Origin of the sequence: Adhaeribacter soli (assembly GCF_008727925.1) — a bacterium.
Lineage (GTDB): Bacteria > Bacteroidota > Bacteroidia > Cytophagales > Hymenobacteraceae > Adhaeribacter_A > Adhaeribacter_A soli.
Map to the genome: position 1 here is coordinate 305681 of NZ_VTWT01000001.1, position 16329 is coordinate 322009.

Consider the following 16329-nt stretch of genomic DNA (forward strand, 5'->3'; position numbering starts at 1 on the left):
AATTTTGCCTAACTTTTTTTAAGCGTGCAGGTAAATATAACAATAGTGTTGTGAAATACCACCCTGTTAAGAAAATGGAATGCCACTGCCTGCCTTGAACTTCCGTAAAAGCTGCCGCGCATACGTTTAAAAAAAATAAAGGTTTATGAAAAGAATGGCTTAAACTTGTGAACGCATATTTCTTTTTATTTAACCTGATAAAATGTTACCATGGAAGTACTTAAAAGAAATAACGTTACCGTAACGGGCAGGGGAGAAACGCCAATGCTGTTTGCGCATGGCTACGGCTGTGACCAGAACATGTGGCGCTATATCACGCCGGCCTTCGAAAACAACTACAAGATCATCCTCTTCGACCATGTTGGCTTCGGAAATTCCGATGTATCGGATTACACTACCCAAAAATACCACTCCCTGCAAGGCTATGCCGACGATATGCTGGAGATCTGCCGGGCTTTAAACCTGAAAGATGTTATTTTTGTCGGCCATTCGGTCAGCGCTATTATTGGCGTACTGGCTGCCATTAAAGCCCCGGAAATTTTCCAGAAACTGGTACTCATCGGCCCGTCGCCGCGCTACATAAACGACCCGGGTTATACCGGCGGCTTCGGTCGCGAACAAATAACCGGCCTGCTCGAATCCCTGGACAGCAATTACCTGGCCTGGGCCGCGGCCATAGCGCCCCTGATCATGGGCAACGCCGGCCGCCCGGAACTGAGCGAAGAACTGGCAGCCAGCTTCTGCCGGAGCCACCCCGAAATAGCCCGCAATTTTGCCTACCTCACGTTCCTTTCCGATAACCGCGCCGACCTGCAAAAACTTCAGACCAAATCGCTGATCCTGCAGTGCCAGGAAGATGTGATCGCGCCAATGGAAGTAGGGCAGTACATGCACCAGAACCTAAAGGACAGTGATTTGGTGGTATTGAATGCCACCGGGCATTGCCCGAATTTAAGCGCGCCGGAAGAAACCATTGCTGCCATGAAAGCATTTTTACAGGCCGAAACGGTAGCTAAATAAGAGAAAAAGTACGTTCAGGTCCTATTCTGAAAATGGAGGAAAGGTGTTGCGATGAACAAAAAGGAATTAAAGAAGGCGAATGGCGATGTATTTTTCCAGGCGGAGCGCAAGGCCGGTAATTCCTATATTCAGGTAAACTGGATCGGTATTCAGTCCTTAGAAACCATTATGATGGGGGCAGGGCAGCTGCTGAACATGCTCCGGGAATTACCCTGCTCGGCCATTCTGAACAACAACCTGGAGTTGATTGGCCCCTGGGAAGATGGCGCTTTTTACCTGGGCAGCAGCTGGGCGCCCAAAGCCCGGAACCTGGGCGTAGAATATTTTGCGCACGTTTTAGCACCCGGCATTTACGGCAAAAGGTCCTTTCAGCGGTTCGATCAACTCGCCCGGCACCAGTTCCGGATCGAGACCTTTGAAACAAACAAGGAAGCCGAAACCTGGCTACAGGAGTAATTTTGTAGGCTATCTTTTCAATATCCTGGTCCTGGAGAGCGCCAGTAAAACAGCTTGTCGCGGTTAGCAGAAACGCAAATGCTATGGTTTACTGCTCAAAAACTGCTCGGTTTATTCACTCTTTTCAATTCATTACTTGCGTTTGGTATAGCTCACCGATTCGTCAGTTAAAGCAGACGGCAATGAAGGGGTGCTATTGAAGTTTAGCGTTAGGGCATTCATTTTAATCAGCTTTTAAATCCTTTCATAAAGCTCAGTCAGTGGTTGTTTATGCTGGATATGGTTTTATTCTTTGATGTTAAATTGCCAGGTTCTTCCTCTCACTGTTGTTACGTGTTTTTACTATAACCGTCAGGGTAAGCCAATTTATTTGGTCATCCCGGGCAAAAGTGAGCGCGAGGGGAGCGCGAAACCTGCGAGCGTAGCTCTGAGGGAGCGTATAAGGCCAGAGGTTAAAGTTTAATCGGTAAAACAAATCTAGCTACGTTCGCTTTGTCATAGAAGTATTTAAAAGTTTCTTCGACAAGCTCAGAATGACCTGAATTCTTCTTAGCCTTACAGCTATGGATCTTTTACCATTAACAATATTTTAGCCTGCTTTTACCAGACTAGTAATTCTTTATGAGGCTCTTGGAAATCCTTACAGCAGAAAAAGCTATAGAACACGCCTGAAAAAGTAAGCCCCACTCAATTCCCGGAAAATATTTCTTCGACCTTGCAACAAATTATCCCTTCAGCCAATCTTACTTTCAGAAAACGAAATATACCGGAGGCTGCAGCTCCGGTATATTTCTGAACCTTATTATTTAAGCTACAACTATGAAAAAGAATACTTTAAACATGGCCGGAGCGCTGCGGAGCGGAGTCGCTATGCTGGCTTTCCTGGTAACCGCTTCCTTGTCGGGTTGCGAAAGAGGCTGCGGCGATATTGAGCCCACACCCGATATTTTACCTTGCGAAACCCTGGTTACCGTAGAATCGGCTTCCTGTGCGAGCGGCGCTTTTCAAAACCAATGGCTGAAACTCGATAACGGGGAGTGGCTGCAGCCATTCGAAAACCAGACCCATATTACCGGCATTCAGCCCGGCCAGCGTTACCGGATCGGCTACGAAGTTATGAAACGCGACAAACGCTACGACGGCCAGGTAGTTTGCTTAGCCCTGCCGCCGGCCGGAAAAGCTATCCGTATACTGTGCATGACGCCGGTAGATGATACGGGTGCCGGTTGCGATACCTACGTAACGGCCCGGAAAGTAAACTGCAGCGTAGGCGCCTGGCAGGATACCTGGCTGCAACTCGATAACGGCCGGTACCTGCAGCCCTGGCACAACGGTACCGGCGTAGCCCAACTAAGCGAAGGAGCCCGCTACAAGATCGGCTACAGCCAAATGGCCAAAGATTCCCGTTACGACAACGTGGTTGTTTGTGCAGCAATGCCTACCGATACCATGGCCTGGCACCCGACCGTAGTTTCGGTAAACTGCCTGGAAGCAGTTACTGCCGCCGGCGCTACCGGAAAGTAATAAATTCCGGAAATCAGTAACCGGATTGTCTGAACACGATTTTAGGGATTATTAAGATGAACAGGATTCGATTCCGAAAGGAAATAATTCGAATTCAGAAGCGAGGCTTGCTCAAAAACGAGGAGATTGCGGAAGACCGGTGAAAGCTTTGAAATGAAAGCTGAGCTTAAATCAGCAGTTTCGGCTACCTTTTAATTTCTCTTCTTGTTCTTTCCGCTCCGAGCTTTGATCTGTAGTAACTCTTACGGCGAAAAATCATGTAAATCAATTTAATCCTTAAAATCGTGTTCAGAAAAAAACGCCTGCACCTATTGCAGGCGTTTTCTTTTCGACCGAAGCGCTTACCTGATCATTTGCCGCCGATTTTACCTTCAATCCCTTTGTTAAAGGCTTTGATAAAAGCGTTCCGGAGTAAGTTCTTAAACGTTTTCCAGTTGTCGGTATCCGGGTGGTTTACGTTGCCTTCTATGGGAACCACGGTCGCGATCTGGCCAACTTTTTTATCGGGGTTATTTTTGTCTTTTTCTTTGTTTTCCAGTACCCGGCCCAGTAATCCGATCACGGCTTCTTTGGCCGCGCTAAGAACGCCGCCTTCTTCTTTGTCTTTCTTCCAGTTAAGCACTTTCACGTTCTCGAAGAAGGGTTTAAAGTAGCCTTTCAGATAGCCGTTGGTTATCTCCATTTCGGTGTACATGTCCATATTGCCGGCTTCTACGTCGAACTTACCATACTCTTTAATGAAGCCGTTCAGACTGGTCAGGTTCACGCCGGTAAGCGAAGCGTTCAGGTTCAGGTCCGGGATTTTCTTTAAGGGATTTACCTGCATATCGCCTTTTAATTTGCCGCCGCCAATGGAAGTTCCGGAAAATACGACGCTGGCCGGAAGCTTTTTGGCCACTTTTTCTACGTTGGCCAGGTTGAAAGCTGTAAGCTGCAGGTTCTGCACGTGAAATTTAACGTCCGGACTGGCAGAAAAATCCATGTACGCCACGCGGCCGTTATTTACCGTCAGGCGGTTGATGGTAATGGGCATTAAGTCTTTTACGGTTTTGGTCCAGTGCTCGCGGGTGGGTTCATGGGCCGGGGCTGCGCCTTCCACCACGTTAATTACCGGGTTTTCCAGAACAACTTCTCCCACCAGACGCCCTTTAAACAAAGATTTCCATTCAATGGAAAGATCGGTGCACTTGATCCGGAGGAAGGGGTAGTTTTTGTTGCCTTTTTCTTCAATTAAATAAAGGCTGTCGAGAGAGTAAGCGCCGCGGTAAAGGGCAATGTCCACATCGGTCACGTAACCGGTATAGCCCGGAAGTTCATCCAGCGTCTTATTTACGTAATGCTTTACAAGGGTAGGAAGGAACAGCCGGAAAATAACCAGCAACAGCACGATCGTCAGCAGGATTTTGGTGGTATTGCTTAGCGTTTTAAACATCGGAAACAGATGAATTAAATTAAAACCAGCATAAATGCAGTTCTATACGCGAAGCAGCGATAAATTGATTATGAAGGTAGTATTCCCGCTGTTTAGCGAAGCGCAGCTTGCAGGAAGGAAATAAAAATCCCGCCAATTCCAAGGTTGATTCATTCTATCTAACGACTATCCCCTTGAGGGGATTATAGGGGTGTTAAAACGTTATTTGATAAAATCAGCAGGTGTAAACACCCCTCATACTCCCCTCAAAGGGAGAATCAGCCAGAATGAAATAGTCCTACCGCAAGTCCGGGAATTACCAGAATTTGGGGATTTTAATTTAAAGAACCCTATCGGATGAAGATTTTTTACCGGAAAAACCTCGCATGCTGAAGCAGCTTTCCGTTTTAAAGGCGGTAAACTATTTGGTGCCTTCCAGTTCAAACGTAACGCCTTCCACCGTTTTGGTTTGCTTTTCGATGGGTCGGTCTAAAATGATTTTCAGGCCCTTGCGGGTTTGTTCCAGTTCCATGGAAGCATAGTTGCCGGAGGCGTCGGTAAAGCTGGTTTCGAAGAGCTGCGTGGTATCCTGCGGGCCGGCTAATTTGTACACGTAGCGGTATTTATCCAGACCCGTAAGGTACATTTCGTAAACCAGCGATTTGCCTTTTACTTCGGTAAGTACTTCGCTCCGGATCTTATCGGTTTTCTCCAGTCCTTCGCAACCGGTTATCATCGAAAAAACAAAAGTAAGGAGCAGGAGGGATTTAAAGGTTTTCAGCATTGGTTTGGGTTTAATGAATATCCGTATTTTTCGTTTGGTGCATAAAGTTCTAATTTACCCAAAAAAGCCGGATTCTCCGGAAATGGTTGTCTTTTAATATGCAGAAGAAAGCGAACATTATATACATACCACCAGCCAGCTTTGCACCAGAACTTGTTCGGGGAGTTTTCACCCATAAATTGAAATTTAGGTCAACGCTAAGCAGAATCTGCCTAAATTAGGAGCCCGGTAGCTGGTTAAACTTTTCTAATAAATCAGCTCTTTACCCGTTTTAGTTTAAAAATCTTTGCTCTCATAAATGGAAATTCTTATCCTGATCCTGCTTACCATGCTGAACGGCTTTTTCGCCCTTTCCGAACTGGCCATTATCTCCGTTAACAAGAACAGGATCGCCCAGAAAGCAAAACAGGGCAGCAAAAGCGCGAATACGATTGTAGAATTACTCCAGTCGCCGGAAAATTTTCTGTCGGCGATCCAGGTAGGCATCACCCTGATCGGGATTATTTCCGGTGCTTACGGCGGGGCCGCCCTTTCCGACGACATGGAGCAGTGGCTTTCCGGGAACAGCTATCTGGCGCCTTATGCCGGCACCCTTTCCATCGTACTGGTAATTGGCCTTATTACCTATTTTTCCATCGTGATCGGGGAGCTTATTCCCAAAACCATTGCCCTGAGCAATGCCGACAATATAGCCCTGGTTGTAGCGCCAACCATAAAAGTCTTCACCAAATTTACCAAACCGCTGGTACGGCTGCTTTCCGGTTCTACCACGCTTTTTATTAAAGTAATAGGCATTAAAGAGCCAACGGAAGAAAAGATGTCGGAAGAGGAGTTGCGGCAGATCATTAAAACGGCCGGCAAGCAGGGACTGCTTGCCAACGAAGCGATCCAGTTACACCAGAACATTTTTACCTACGCCGAACAACGGGCCAAGAATTTACGCACCCACCGCATGGACGTAGAATTTATTGACATTAACCAGCCGGTGGAGGAGATAAAAGAAATCATAAAACGAAGCGCGCATTCCAAATTTCCGGTAGGGGACGGGAGTTTCGACAACATCATCGGCATCCTGACGGCGAAGCGGTTTTATGAGTTTCTGGCGGAAGAAAGCGATAAGCCGCTCATGAGCATTTTGCAGGCGCCGATCTATATTCCCGAAACCATGCGCGCCAATGCCGTGCTGAACATTTTCCGGAACCAGAAGCAGTATTTAGGCATTGTGATCGATGAATTCGGCTCCATAGAAGGCATTATTACCCTCCACGACATTCTGGAAGCCATTGTAGGCGACCTGCCGGACCTGGACGAACACGACGAGCCGGACATTGTGGTCCGCGAAGACGGCTCGCTGCTGATTAACGGCACCATGGAAATTTACGAGCTGAACCGCCACCTGAAGCAGGAGGTTTTTCCGAGAGATTCCGATAATTACGTAACCATTGCCGGTTTTATTTCCTACACCCTGGGCAAGCTTCCGTCGGTGGGCGATAAACTGGTAATTAACGGTTATGCCCTGGAAATTATGGATATGGACGCCCACCGGGTAGATAAGATTTTGCTGAAGCAAGTAGAAGAGGCGGAGGGGCAGTAACAAATCATCGCGCAAGTTTAGCGAAGCGCAACTTGCGGGATTTTAAACTGGAGAAAGTTTTACTTTCTATTATTCTACAAGAGTAGCCGCAATATCGTCTGCCAGTTTCAGAGAATTATCGTAACTATTATTCGACAGAACCACAATCGTTTTTTGCAGATCGGCAAATCGCATAATGATGCATAAATAGCCCGGCCAGCTTCCGGTATGATAGACAAGCCGCTCGGTTTTCTGCCCGTCATTTAAAATAAACCCATACCCGTAATAGGAAGGCTGACCATTATTAAGCCTGTGCGGGGTGAACGCTTTTGCTAAATTTTGTTTACTGATCAGCGTGGGTTTTAGTAATTCATTTTCCCAGAGAATTAGATCCCGCGTGCAGGAATTTACTGTTCCATCGCCGGTAATAGCATCCTGGTAGATTACCTGCTGAAATTCTTTGGTGCTGTCGGGTACCACGTACCTGTTCAAACTATTGGAATATACGTAACCATAAGCATAATTCTCGATTTTCTCATTTTTGGATCTTCGGGTGTTGTAAACCCGGGTATGCTCCATTCCGAGTGGTTTAAAGATGGCCGACTCTAAAAAGCCTGCATAGCTAAGTCCGGAAGCCTTTTCAATGATTACCGAAAGAACCAGATAACCGGTATTGCTATACATAAAGCTTTCATTGGGCTGCGCGAGCACTTTGGGTTTATGCTTTTTCAGGAGTTCAATTACATCGTAGTTGGTTGCGAATTTCGATTTATCCCAGACCTTTGAAAGGAGTTTATCATAATCCGGTAACCCGGAGGTATGCGTAAGCAGATTTTCTATGGTGATGTTTTTATAAGGGAAATCAGGAATAAATTGCTGGACCGGATCCGTTAATTTTAGTTTTCCCTGTTGCTCAAGCAAAAGAATGGCTACTGCCGTGAATTGTTTGCTGCAGGAGGCCAGTTCATAAAGAGTGGTATCATTCAGGCTATTTTTTAAATGAAGATCGGAATAACCGAAATGCTTCTGATAAACCGACCGGCCGCTATCTAGCACCATTACGCTGCCGTTAAATTTATGGGTTTTACTTTTCCGGTACTTTTGCTTTACGAGGGAATCTATGCCAGCTTCCAGTAAAGCTGCACTTACAGGGTTAACCGGTCTTTTCTTTCGGTAGACAAATGGCGGAGAGGTAAAGCCCATGCCTTCAATTTTGCCCTTTTCATTAAAAAAGAAATACATAAACAGCCGCGCTGCAGGATCTTTTTCCATGCGCAACTTGGCGGTATACTCATATTTGGAGGAATAGGTAACCGTGTCGATTTCAGCCTTTCCGTATTTCTTGAACAAAGGCTCGAATTCATTCTTCAGGCTTTTTTCCGGAATAATCACTTTACCCAGCAGCATCCAGGGGGCTTTCATGGCTTTGTAGTTGTGGTTGTTATATCCGTCCAGCACCTGCCGGATAGCGCTTAACCGCACTTCCTTTTCATTCGTTTGAGCTTTAACCTTATAAAGGGAAAGAAAGAAAAACAGCGCCAGTAAAATAAATTTTGCCATATACCTGATTTGGATACAGGTAAAGCTAACATAATTCTCCGGATCTCCCAACAAGCTACAGCAGCGTGGTGGCTTGTTGGGTTTTTAGCCGGTTTGTAATGGCAGAAGCATTGGCTGGTTCAGGAAAGTGCGGAGCAGTTACACGGAGAGTGGCATTACCTGGCAGGCAGCTCTATTTGCCTTGCAGGCAAGGTATTTACAATCTTATTAAGGGGGGCATAAGTTGCGCTTCGCTGAACTTGCGGGATGGAAGCCACGTCCTTTAAACAGTAAACCAACTTATCTGATTAAAAGGCGTACCTTACATCAATACCAGAAATCCCTTCTCTAACGGCATCCTAAAAAATCCTTCGGAGCTGTTTTTCAGACCTCTTTCTGCCTTACTTCTTAACCAAATTACTGTTTTGGCCGGTTGGTCAATCTCTGAACTTTCCTTTTTAAAAAAATACGTATGATCTTAACTCCCGAAAATTTAGTGCCCAACAAAGAAAATGAAGGGAGATTCCAGAGCCTGATGGAAGCCAGTTTAGACCCTCTGGTTACCATTAGTTTAGACGGTAAGATCATGGATTTTAATGTAGCGCTGACCAATATTACCGGCGTAACCAGAGAGAATTTGACCGGCTCCGATTTCTTCGGCTATTTTATTGAACCGCTCAATGCCCGCGAAATTTACCAGAAGGTTTTTGCCGAAGGCTCCGTTACCGATTCTCCGCTTACCATCCGCCATACCGATGGCAAACTGACCGATGTGCTTTTTAACGGCGCCGTTTACCGCGACGACAAGGGCACCGTACTGGGCGCCGTAATTGTAACCCGCGACATTGCCGAACAAAAATGGGCTACCGAATTACGCATTGTAAACAAAGAGCTGGCTTTTCAGAACAACGAAAAAGAAAAACGGGCTCAGGAATTAAGCATTGCCAATACGGAACTGGTCTTCCAGAACGAAGAAAAAGAAAAAAGAGCCGATGAATTAAGCATTGCCAACAAAGAACTTGCTTTTCAGAACGACGAAAAAGAAAAGCGCGCGGCCGAACTGGTAATTGCCAACAAGGAACTCGATTTTCAGAAAGGCGAAAAAATTAAAAGGGCCGCCGAACTTCGCGTAGCCAATTACGCGCGGGGCCTGATCGAAGCCAGCCGCGACCCTTTAATGACCATAAGCCCGGAAGGAAAAATTACCGACATGAACCAGGCTACGGCCAACGTGATCGGGATTGCGCGGCAAGACCTGATCGGTTCGGATTTCTTTAATTACTTTACCGAACCCGCCATGGCGCAACAGGTTTACCTGGAAGTATTCGCCCAGGGGGCGGTAGCCGATCTGCCCTTAACGCTATGCCGCAACGACGGAAAACTGACCGATGTATTGTTCAACGGTTCGGTTTATAAAAACGACGAAGGCAAGGTAATTGGCGTAGTGGTGGTGGCCCGCGACGTAACCGAACAAAAACGCATTGCCACCGAACTGGTAGAAGCCAAAACTGCCGCAGAACAGGCTTACAAAATTGCCGAAGAAGCCAAAGCCAAAGCGGAAGATGCGGTAAAAACCAAGCAGCAATTCCTTTCCAATATGAGCCACGAGATCCGGACGCCGATGAACGCCATTGTCGGGTTTACGAAAGTGGTTCTGAAAACCGAACTCACCGAAAAGCAGAAGGAATACTTAACTGCTATTAAAAATAGCGGCGACGCCCTGATCGTGCTCATAAACGACATCCTGGACCTGGCCAAAGTAGATGCCGGCAAAATGACCTTCGAGCAGATCCCGTTTAAATTGGCAACTTCGCTTTCTTCCATGCTGCATTTATTCGAAACCAAGATCCTGGAAAAGAATTTAAAGCTGGAAAAGCAATACGATCCGCGCATTCCGGAAGTGCTCATCGGCGACCCGGTGCGTTTGCACCAGATCATTTTAAACCTGGTGAGCAACGCCGTGAAATTCACTTCCGAAGGGAAAATTACGGTGCAGGTAAAAATGGTATCGGAAGACGCCGAAAAAGCGACCGTTAAATTCTCCGTATCGGATACCGGCATTGGCATTAAAGCCGAAAAACTCGGTCATATTTTCGACGATTTTCAGCAGGCCACCAGCGGCACTTCCCGCATATACGGCGGAACCGGCCTGGGCCTGGCCATTGTAAAGAACCTGGTAGAACCCCAGGGCGGCACCTTAACCGTAGAAAGCAAACCGGACGAGGGCTCTACCTTCAGTTTCGAGCTTACTTTCCAGAAAACCCAGGAAAAAGCGGAGCTCGAACTGATCCCGGAAATGGAACTGGAAGCCGAATTTAAAGATGCGCGCATTCTGGTGGTGGAAGACATTGCCCTGAACCAGCTATTAATGAAAACGCTGCTCGAAGATTTCGGCTTTAAAATGGACGTAGCCGGAAACGGCCGTATCGCGCTGGAAATGCTGAAGGATTGCGATTACGACATTATTCTGATGGACCTGCAGATGCCGGAAATGAACGGTTTTGAAGCCACCGACTATATCCGGAACACCCTGAATTGCCACGTGCCCATTATTGCCCTTACTGCCGACGTAACGACGGTAGACGTGGAAAAATGCAGGGCCGTGGGCATGAACGATTACATCTCGAAACCGGTAGACGATAAACTGCTTTACAGCAAAATAGTTAAGTTTCTGAAGCAGGCGGGCAGGCAAAAGAAAGCGGGCATAACGTACAAGGATGACCTGCCAACACAGCAGCCGAAATGCGTGAATTTCGATTACCTGAAACGGATCACCAAGAATAATACGCGCATGATGGAAATGATCGGATTGTACCTGGAAGAAATTCCGCAACTGGTACAATCCATGCAGCAAGCCATTGCCGGTAAAGACTGGGAAAACCTGAAACTCGCCACCCACTCCCTCATTCCCACGTTTGCAACCATGGGCATAAACCCGGAGTTCGAAGACATGGCCAAAGCCATTCAGGCGCTGGCCGGCAACCTGATCGCCGAAAATGCGGGGCAGGAGGTAAGCGACGAAACCATGGGCATGCTCACTTCTTTGTACCAGAAAATAGAAACAGTATGCCTGAAGGCCGCAAAAGAGCTGGAAGAAGAAATGCTGAAGCTGGCCGAATTGGTTTAAAGCTGAAGGTACGTTAATAGTAAAATCCCGCAAGTTCAGTTTCTGAAGTTGCGGGATTTTTTGTTTACTCATTTTATGATTCCCAGGAATCCCGCAAGTTTAGCGAAGCGCAACTTGTGGGCCCCCTTCGGTAAGTTTGTAAATACCTTGCCTGCAAGGCAAACAAACCGCTATCTATGAAATCGGTAGCTTTTTACACAAAAATACTGCTGGGTTTGTGCAGACGCAATGCTTCCGCCTTTACAAACTGGCTAAATAAAAATCCCATAAGTTGCGGCTGTTCCTAAACTTGCAGGAGGGGTACAAATAAGCCATTCTTAAGAAGAATAAGCCCGCCTAATTACAGGTTTTAAGTTGAAAAAACAGTTTTGCACCGGCATCAAAAAGTTTATTAGGAATATTGCTGTTAACTTGCACCGGGTTATAAACAGGTTTGCCTGAATTTTTGCGGATATGAATGTAAGGAAACGGAATAATATTTCGGTAAACGGAAAGGGGAAGCAGCCGATGCTGTTTGCGCATGGCTATGGCTGCGACCAGAATATGTGGCGTTTCATCACCCCGGCTTTCGAAGACGAATACAGGATCGTGCTTTTCGACCATGTGGGCTTTGGTGAATCGGAAGCCGACGATTATGCTGCCGAAAAATACAATTCTTTGCAAGCGTATGCCGACGATGTATTGGAGATCTGTGAAGCGCTGGAATTGCAGGATGTTGTGTACGTAGGCCATTCGGTAAGCGCCATGATCGGCATGCTGGCTGCCATTAAGAGACCAGGTATCTTCAGCCAGTTAGTTTTAGTAGCTCCCTCGCCTTGCTACATTAACTACGACGGCTACCGGGGCGGTTTTTCAGAAGCCGAAATAACCGGTATGCTCGAAGCCCTCGACAGCGATTTCTTTAGCTGGTCCTCGAATATCGCGCCGCTTATAATGGGCAGTTCCGGTTTGCCTGAGCTTACCGATGAACTGACCGAGAGCTTTTGCCGAAGTAATCTCGCGATTGCGAAGAATTTTGCCCGCATCATGTTTCTGGCCGATAACCGCCGGGAACTAACCAACGTCCGGACGCCTTCGCTGATTTTGCAATGCTCCGAAGATGCGGTTGCTCCCTTGGAAGTAGGGGAGTACATGCACCGCAATATGCCCGCCAGCAAACTGCAGCTCCTGGCAATGAACGGCCACAGCCCCCACCTGACCGCCCCCCAGGAAACCATAACGGCCATAAAAGCTTTTTTGGAAAAAGGGTAGGGGTATATTAAAGAAAAGCGCCATGCTTCCGCTTTTACAAACCGGCTAAAACACCCTCCAGGTTAAAGTTGACTCCTGAATCCGGGCGTTAGAAACTTACCGGTTTAATTTCCAGGATTTGATTTTTAAATTTGTAAGCGTAAATTGTTTAATTAAATTTAACGATACTTTAAACAAAATCCGGGAAATTCCATTTATATAAAAAGAGCGGCAAGTAAGACCAGGGTAAGCCTCCGTACGACCGGACCAGTTTAAAAGGAAGTAAAGATTAATGTAATACCATGTTGCATGACGCGGAGGAAATAATAGCAAAGCAGGCAGATGAGCTTTACCAGGACGGGGTAATTCTTATTCAGCTTTTCAAAGACCTGAACGTCCTGCAACTAACGTTTAAAGTTCAGCCAGATCCGGCTCAGTTCCGGCATGCCTATCAGCTTGCCATTGGTACTGCCATAGGAAAAGGCGTGAAAGGCTGGCTTACCGATGCGCGCCAAATTACCCGGATGCTTCCCGAAAACCAAGTTTGGCTGAAACAGCAAATGGCGCCCCTGCTGCAGGCCGGTTTACAGAAGTTTGCGATCCTGATGACCCCGGAATGTTTCGTAATGACCAATCCCGACAAAGTATACAACAAACCAACTTCAGGTCCCGAGAATCCAACTGCCGATAAAATCAAAGTGCATTTCGATCGGGAAGAAGCCTTTAAGTGGTTGGTGCAGTAGATCCGTTCAACCTGCGCTTAAACTATGATTTTTATAACCAGCCGTAAGCACTATGATATCATTGGTTGCTACAGTTTAACAGAGTGATGTAGTGCCGAAACTTGGCTAGTTGGTTCTACCTGATTACAAGTCTGATTTAACAAATAAAGATATAAGATTAGATAGATTAACCAGCTATTTAAATTAGTCGTAGGAATGTAGAGAATTAATCAATATTTCACAATGGCTGATTATAAAGCTGAAAAAATAAAGGTTCCGAAATTTGAGGAAAGCCAAGGTTTCTATACTACAAAAGAGCGGAGTTTATTAATGGCTAAAATTAAGAGTAAAAACACTAAACCCGAATTAGCTTTAAGGAAAGGATTATGGAAAGCAGGTTTTCGTTATAGAATTAATTACTCAAAGCTGCCTGGAAAGCCTGATATAGCGAGTAAAAAATACAAAATTGCAATTTTCGTTGATGGGGAGTTTTGGCACGGCTATAATTGGCAAAAAGAGAAAGAAAGCATTAAAGCCAATAGCGGTTATTGGATTCCTAAGATTCAACGGAACATGCAGCGTGACCAAGAAAACAATGAAAAACTTAAATTGCTAGGGTATAAAGTATTTCGCTTTTGGGAGCATGAAATACGGATGAACCTTAATGGCTGCATAATTCAAATTGTCGATTTTATCCGGAAAGTAGATAAGTAATTTATTTCCCTGAAGCAATTTCAATTTTCAGGCTTGGGTCCGTTTCGTATTTATCAATTATAGAGTTGTAATTTTCAATCAGTTTTTCGATGTGAGCCTGCCGAGAATTCCTATCAAACCAGCTTCTCTCGTGGATATTAGACACAATGAACTGGTAAAAATCAATAATATCTATCCGGTCTTTGATGTTTAAGTCTTCGGCAATTCCTTCTGCAATCAGTACGCCGCTCTCTAAAGTTACGATCAAAGGCTTGCGATTGGCATTTAAGTTTTCGCGGCATTTTAGCATCAGGTTTTCAGTGGGCCTTGTCGTAACGTGAATACTTACTTCTCCGATATCGAAATCGCCGGTTCTGCCAGCATCTTGGTCGTTATTGCTGGAGCAGTTATGAATTACTGTTTCATCTCCTTTAATAAGTTCTAGCTTAGCCCCAACCAAGTGTTGAAGCATTATACCCAAATACTTTACGCCCACAACCTGGCGTTGCCTTTCTATAGCCTGTGTAGTGAGGTTTTGGATAATAGATTTAATGCTTTGTGAAGCATCCAGATTTAAGGAAAAAGGAGCAGCATCAAAATAATTCTGAACTTTTTCAACCCAAAATGCTTCTATTTCTTCCCAATTTATTTTATTGCCAGATTCGTGCGCCGCGTTCAGAAAAGCGATATAAGCCCTCATATTCTCAATGCTTCCTCTGCTGGTTCTGGCACCTTCGCTTGCTAAAATACGCTCTATACCTTGCTCTTTTAAAATCTTTTTTAAGTTCGGGCCGCCCAGTCCTTTAACCTGACCGCCTCTTTCGGTCAAAAAATCTTCAGCTTTTAATGGGAAATCTAGATTTTTAAACGCCTTAGTAAGTTGAACAGCAACGCTTAAAGGCCCCTTGGTATTAAAATTGTTGTTTTTATAAAATTCTTCAAGAAGCTCTTTCATAGGATATTTGCGAATTAATTGTTCGTTCAGTATATGGGTTTGAAGTTGTATTATGCGCTAATATCCGCTCAAAAATTTTTTTGGATAAATAATGCACTACCGGTACTGCCACGCCATCGCCTACAAGGTGGTATGCATCATTATATTTAATGGGAAGCTGATAAGTATCAGGCAGACCCATTAACCGTGCTCCTTCCCTCGGTGAAAGCAGCCTTGATCTAACCTGATTGCCTTCCACTAGCAATATTATCTGCCGTGAAGAGCCGCCGCCAGGAGTTCTCAAACATCCGGAAACCTGGTCGAAACGAACTTCAGCTCTTTGCTGGCTTTTTCCGTATTTATCTTTGCGCGTTCTCCGGTAAATGCCTCCTACAGTTTTTTGGCCAGAAAACATAGCGTTTTTCACTTTGGCCAAATTCACTGGCGACATTAATTTTAGCAATGCTTGAGTTTCTTCGGGGGTATGCCAAGTGACGCCAATCGGTTCATCTTCAATTATATCAATAAAGTTTTTCTCCCGTTTTTCCGGATATGGAATATGCCACCAAACCCAGTTTTGTTTAATTGCAGATGGTAATTTTTTATATGATGCAACCAAATTCTCAGGGTGCCATAAACCGTTAAAATAACTTGTAGCAAGTTCTTTCGGAATGACAATGTCTTCCCGAATACCAATGACAAAAAGCCGCTTTCGGGATTGTGGAACGAACAATTGAGCATCGATTACAATTGCCCCGAACTTGTAATTTAAGCTTGCAAATGCGGTGGCTATAGCAGTAAAATCGCTTCCTTTGTTTGATGTGATTGCGCCCGTAACGTTTTCTAAAACCACTATTTTAGGAGCACGATTTTCTGAGGCCAAGTTTGTCATTAAAGACCAAAAATGCCAAAATGTGCCAGACCTGGTTTTGGTTTCATTATCGGGTGTACCTATTCCGTTCCCGTTTCCGGCTAAAGAAAGATCTTGGCAAGGGGAAGATGCCCAGGAAAGATCAGCGCATCCAGGCAGTTGGCTAACATCAATATTCGCAATATCGCCAATTACCAGATCTTCACTGCCCCAATTCTGTTGATATGCTCTGCCTTTCATTTCATCGAAATCGTTCGCGAAACTACAATTCCAGGTATTTCCTAATCCTGCACGAGCCATACCGCCACCAGCGAAAAATTCATAGAAAGTAGGCAAAATCAGCTATTTTAAAGATAAATAAATTTAGTTTACTATATAGCTTAGCCTAGGAGTAGGCTTGCTATTATCTACGTAAATTTAAAAAGAGTTTTCCAACTTGTCTACC

13 protein-coding genes are annotated in these 16329 nt (G+C 45.4%); 8 read left to right on the plus strand and 5 right to left on the minus strand.

All coding sequences use genetic code 11. The features are described 5' to 3' along the window. Positions 1 to 210: 210 nt before the first annotated feature. From F0P94_RS01125 to F0P94_RS01135, 3 genes are all read left to right on the plus strand, one after another. Positions 211 to 1020, plus strand: coding sequence for an alpha/beta fold hydrolase (locus tag F0P94_RS01125; RefSeq protein WP_150901859.1), 810 nt, complete (start codon positions 211 to 213; stop codon positions 1018 to 1020). Positions 1021 to 1071: 51 nt separating this feature from the next. Then, complete coding sequence (locus F0P94_RS01130) at positions 1072 to 1476, plus strand: hypothetical protein (protein ID WP_150901860.1); 405 nt, start codon at positions 1072 to 1074, stop codon at positions 1474 to 1476. A gap of 819 nt (positions 1477 to 2295) precedes the next feature. Continuing rightward, complete coding sequence (locus tag F0P94_RS01135; RefSeq protein WP_150901861.1) at positions 2296 to 3000, plus strand: hypothetical protein; 705 nt, start codon at positions 2296 to 2298, stop codon at positions 2998 to 3000. Positions 3001 to 3349: 349 nt separating this feature from the next. Here F0P94_RS01135 and F0P94_RS01140 read toward each other — a convergent pair whose 3' ends face one another. Continuing rightward, entirely contained in the window at positions 3350 to 4432 is a 1083-nt protein-coding gene (locus tag F0P94_RS01140) for a DUF748 domain-containing protein (protein ID WP_150901862.1), read from the minus strand. A 400-nt stretch (positions 4433 to 4832) separates the two neighbouring features. Continuing rightward, positions 4833 to 5195 carry a hypothetical protein gene (locus F0P94_RS01145; RefSeq protein WP_150901863.1) on the minus strand — a complete coding sequence of 121 codons (363 nt, stop codon included), beginning with the start codon at positions 5193 to 5195 and terminating at the stop codon, positions 4833 to 4835. 298 nt (positions 5196 to 5493) lie between these two features. Between F0P94_RS01145 and F0P94_RS01150 the strand changes: the two genes are divergently transcribed. After that, positions 5494 to 6789 carry a hemolysin family protein gene (locus tag F0P94_RS01150; protein ID WP_150901864.1) on the plus strand — a complete coding sequence of 432 codons (1296 nt, stop codon included), beginning with the start codon at positions 5494 to 5496 and terminating at the stop codon, positions 6787 to 6789. Positions 6790 to 6858: 69 nt separating this feature from the next. Here the strand turns inward: F0P94_RS01150 and F0P94_RS01155 are convergent, their stop codons facing one another. Then, complete coding sequence (locus F0P94_RS01155) at positions 6859 to 8328, minus strand: serine hydrolase domain-containing protein (protein ID WP_150901865.1); 1470 nt, start codon at positions 8326 to 8328, stop codon at positions 6859 to 6861. Between the two features lie 451 nt (positions 8329 to 8779). On the opposite strand from F0P94_RS01155, the gene F0P94_RS01160 reads away from it, so the two are divergent. The 4 genes from F0P94_RS01160 (at position 8780) to F0P94_RS01175 (ending at position 14100) form a co-directional block, all read left to right on the plus strand. Then, a complete protein-coding gene (locus F0P94_RS01160) occupies positions 8780 to 11434 on the plus strand; it encodes a hybrid sensor histidine kinase/response regulator (RefSeq protein WP_150901866.1) in 2655 nt (884 codons plus the stop codon). Positions 11435 to 11887: 453 nt separating this feature from the next. Further along, entirely contained in the window at positions 11888 to 12685 is a 798-nt protein-coding gene (locus F0P94_RS01165; protein ID WP_150901867.1) for an alpha/beta fold hydrolase, read from the plus strand. 281 nt (positions 12686 to 12966) lie between these two features. Beyond that, positions 12967 to 13407 carry a hypothetical protein gene (locus F0P94_RS01170; protein WP_150901868.1) on the plus strand — a complete coding sequence of 147 codons (441 nt, stop codon included), beginning with the start codon at positions 12967 to 12969 and terminating at the stop codon, positions 13405 to 13407. A 222-nt stretch (positions 13408 to 13629) separates the two neighbouring features. Further along, the gene (locus F0P94_RS01175; RefSeq protein WP_150901869.1) at positions 13630 to 14100 is read left to right on the plus strand and encodes a very short patch repair endonuclease; all 471 of its coding nucleotides are present in this window, start codon (positions 13630 to 13632) and stop codon (positions 14098 to 14100) included. 1 nt (position 14101) lies between these two features. Here the strand turns inward: F0P94_RS01175 and F0P94_RS01180 are convergent, their stop codons facing one another. Next, a complete protein-coding gene (locus tag F0P94_RS01180) occupies positions 14102 to 15034 on the minus strand; it encodes a DUF4928 family protein (protein WP_150901870.1) in 933 nt (310 codons plus the stop codon). Beyond that, positions 15018 to 16220: a DNA cytosine methyltransferase gene (locus F0P94_RS01185; RefSeq protein ID WP_150901871.1), complete on the minus strand. Its 1203-nt coding sequence runs from the start codon at positions 16218 to 16220 to the stop codon at positions 15018 to 15020. The genes F0P94_RS01180 and F0P94_RS01185 overlap by 17 nt, the downstream gene beginning before the upstream one ends. Positions 16221 to 16329: the final 109 nt, after the last annotated feature.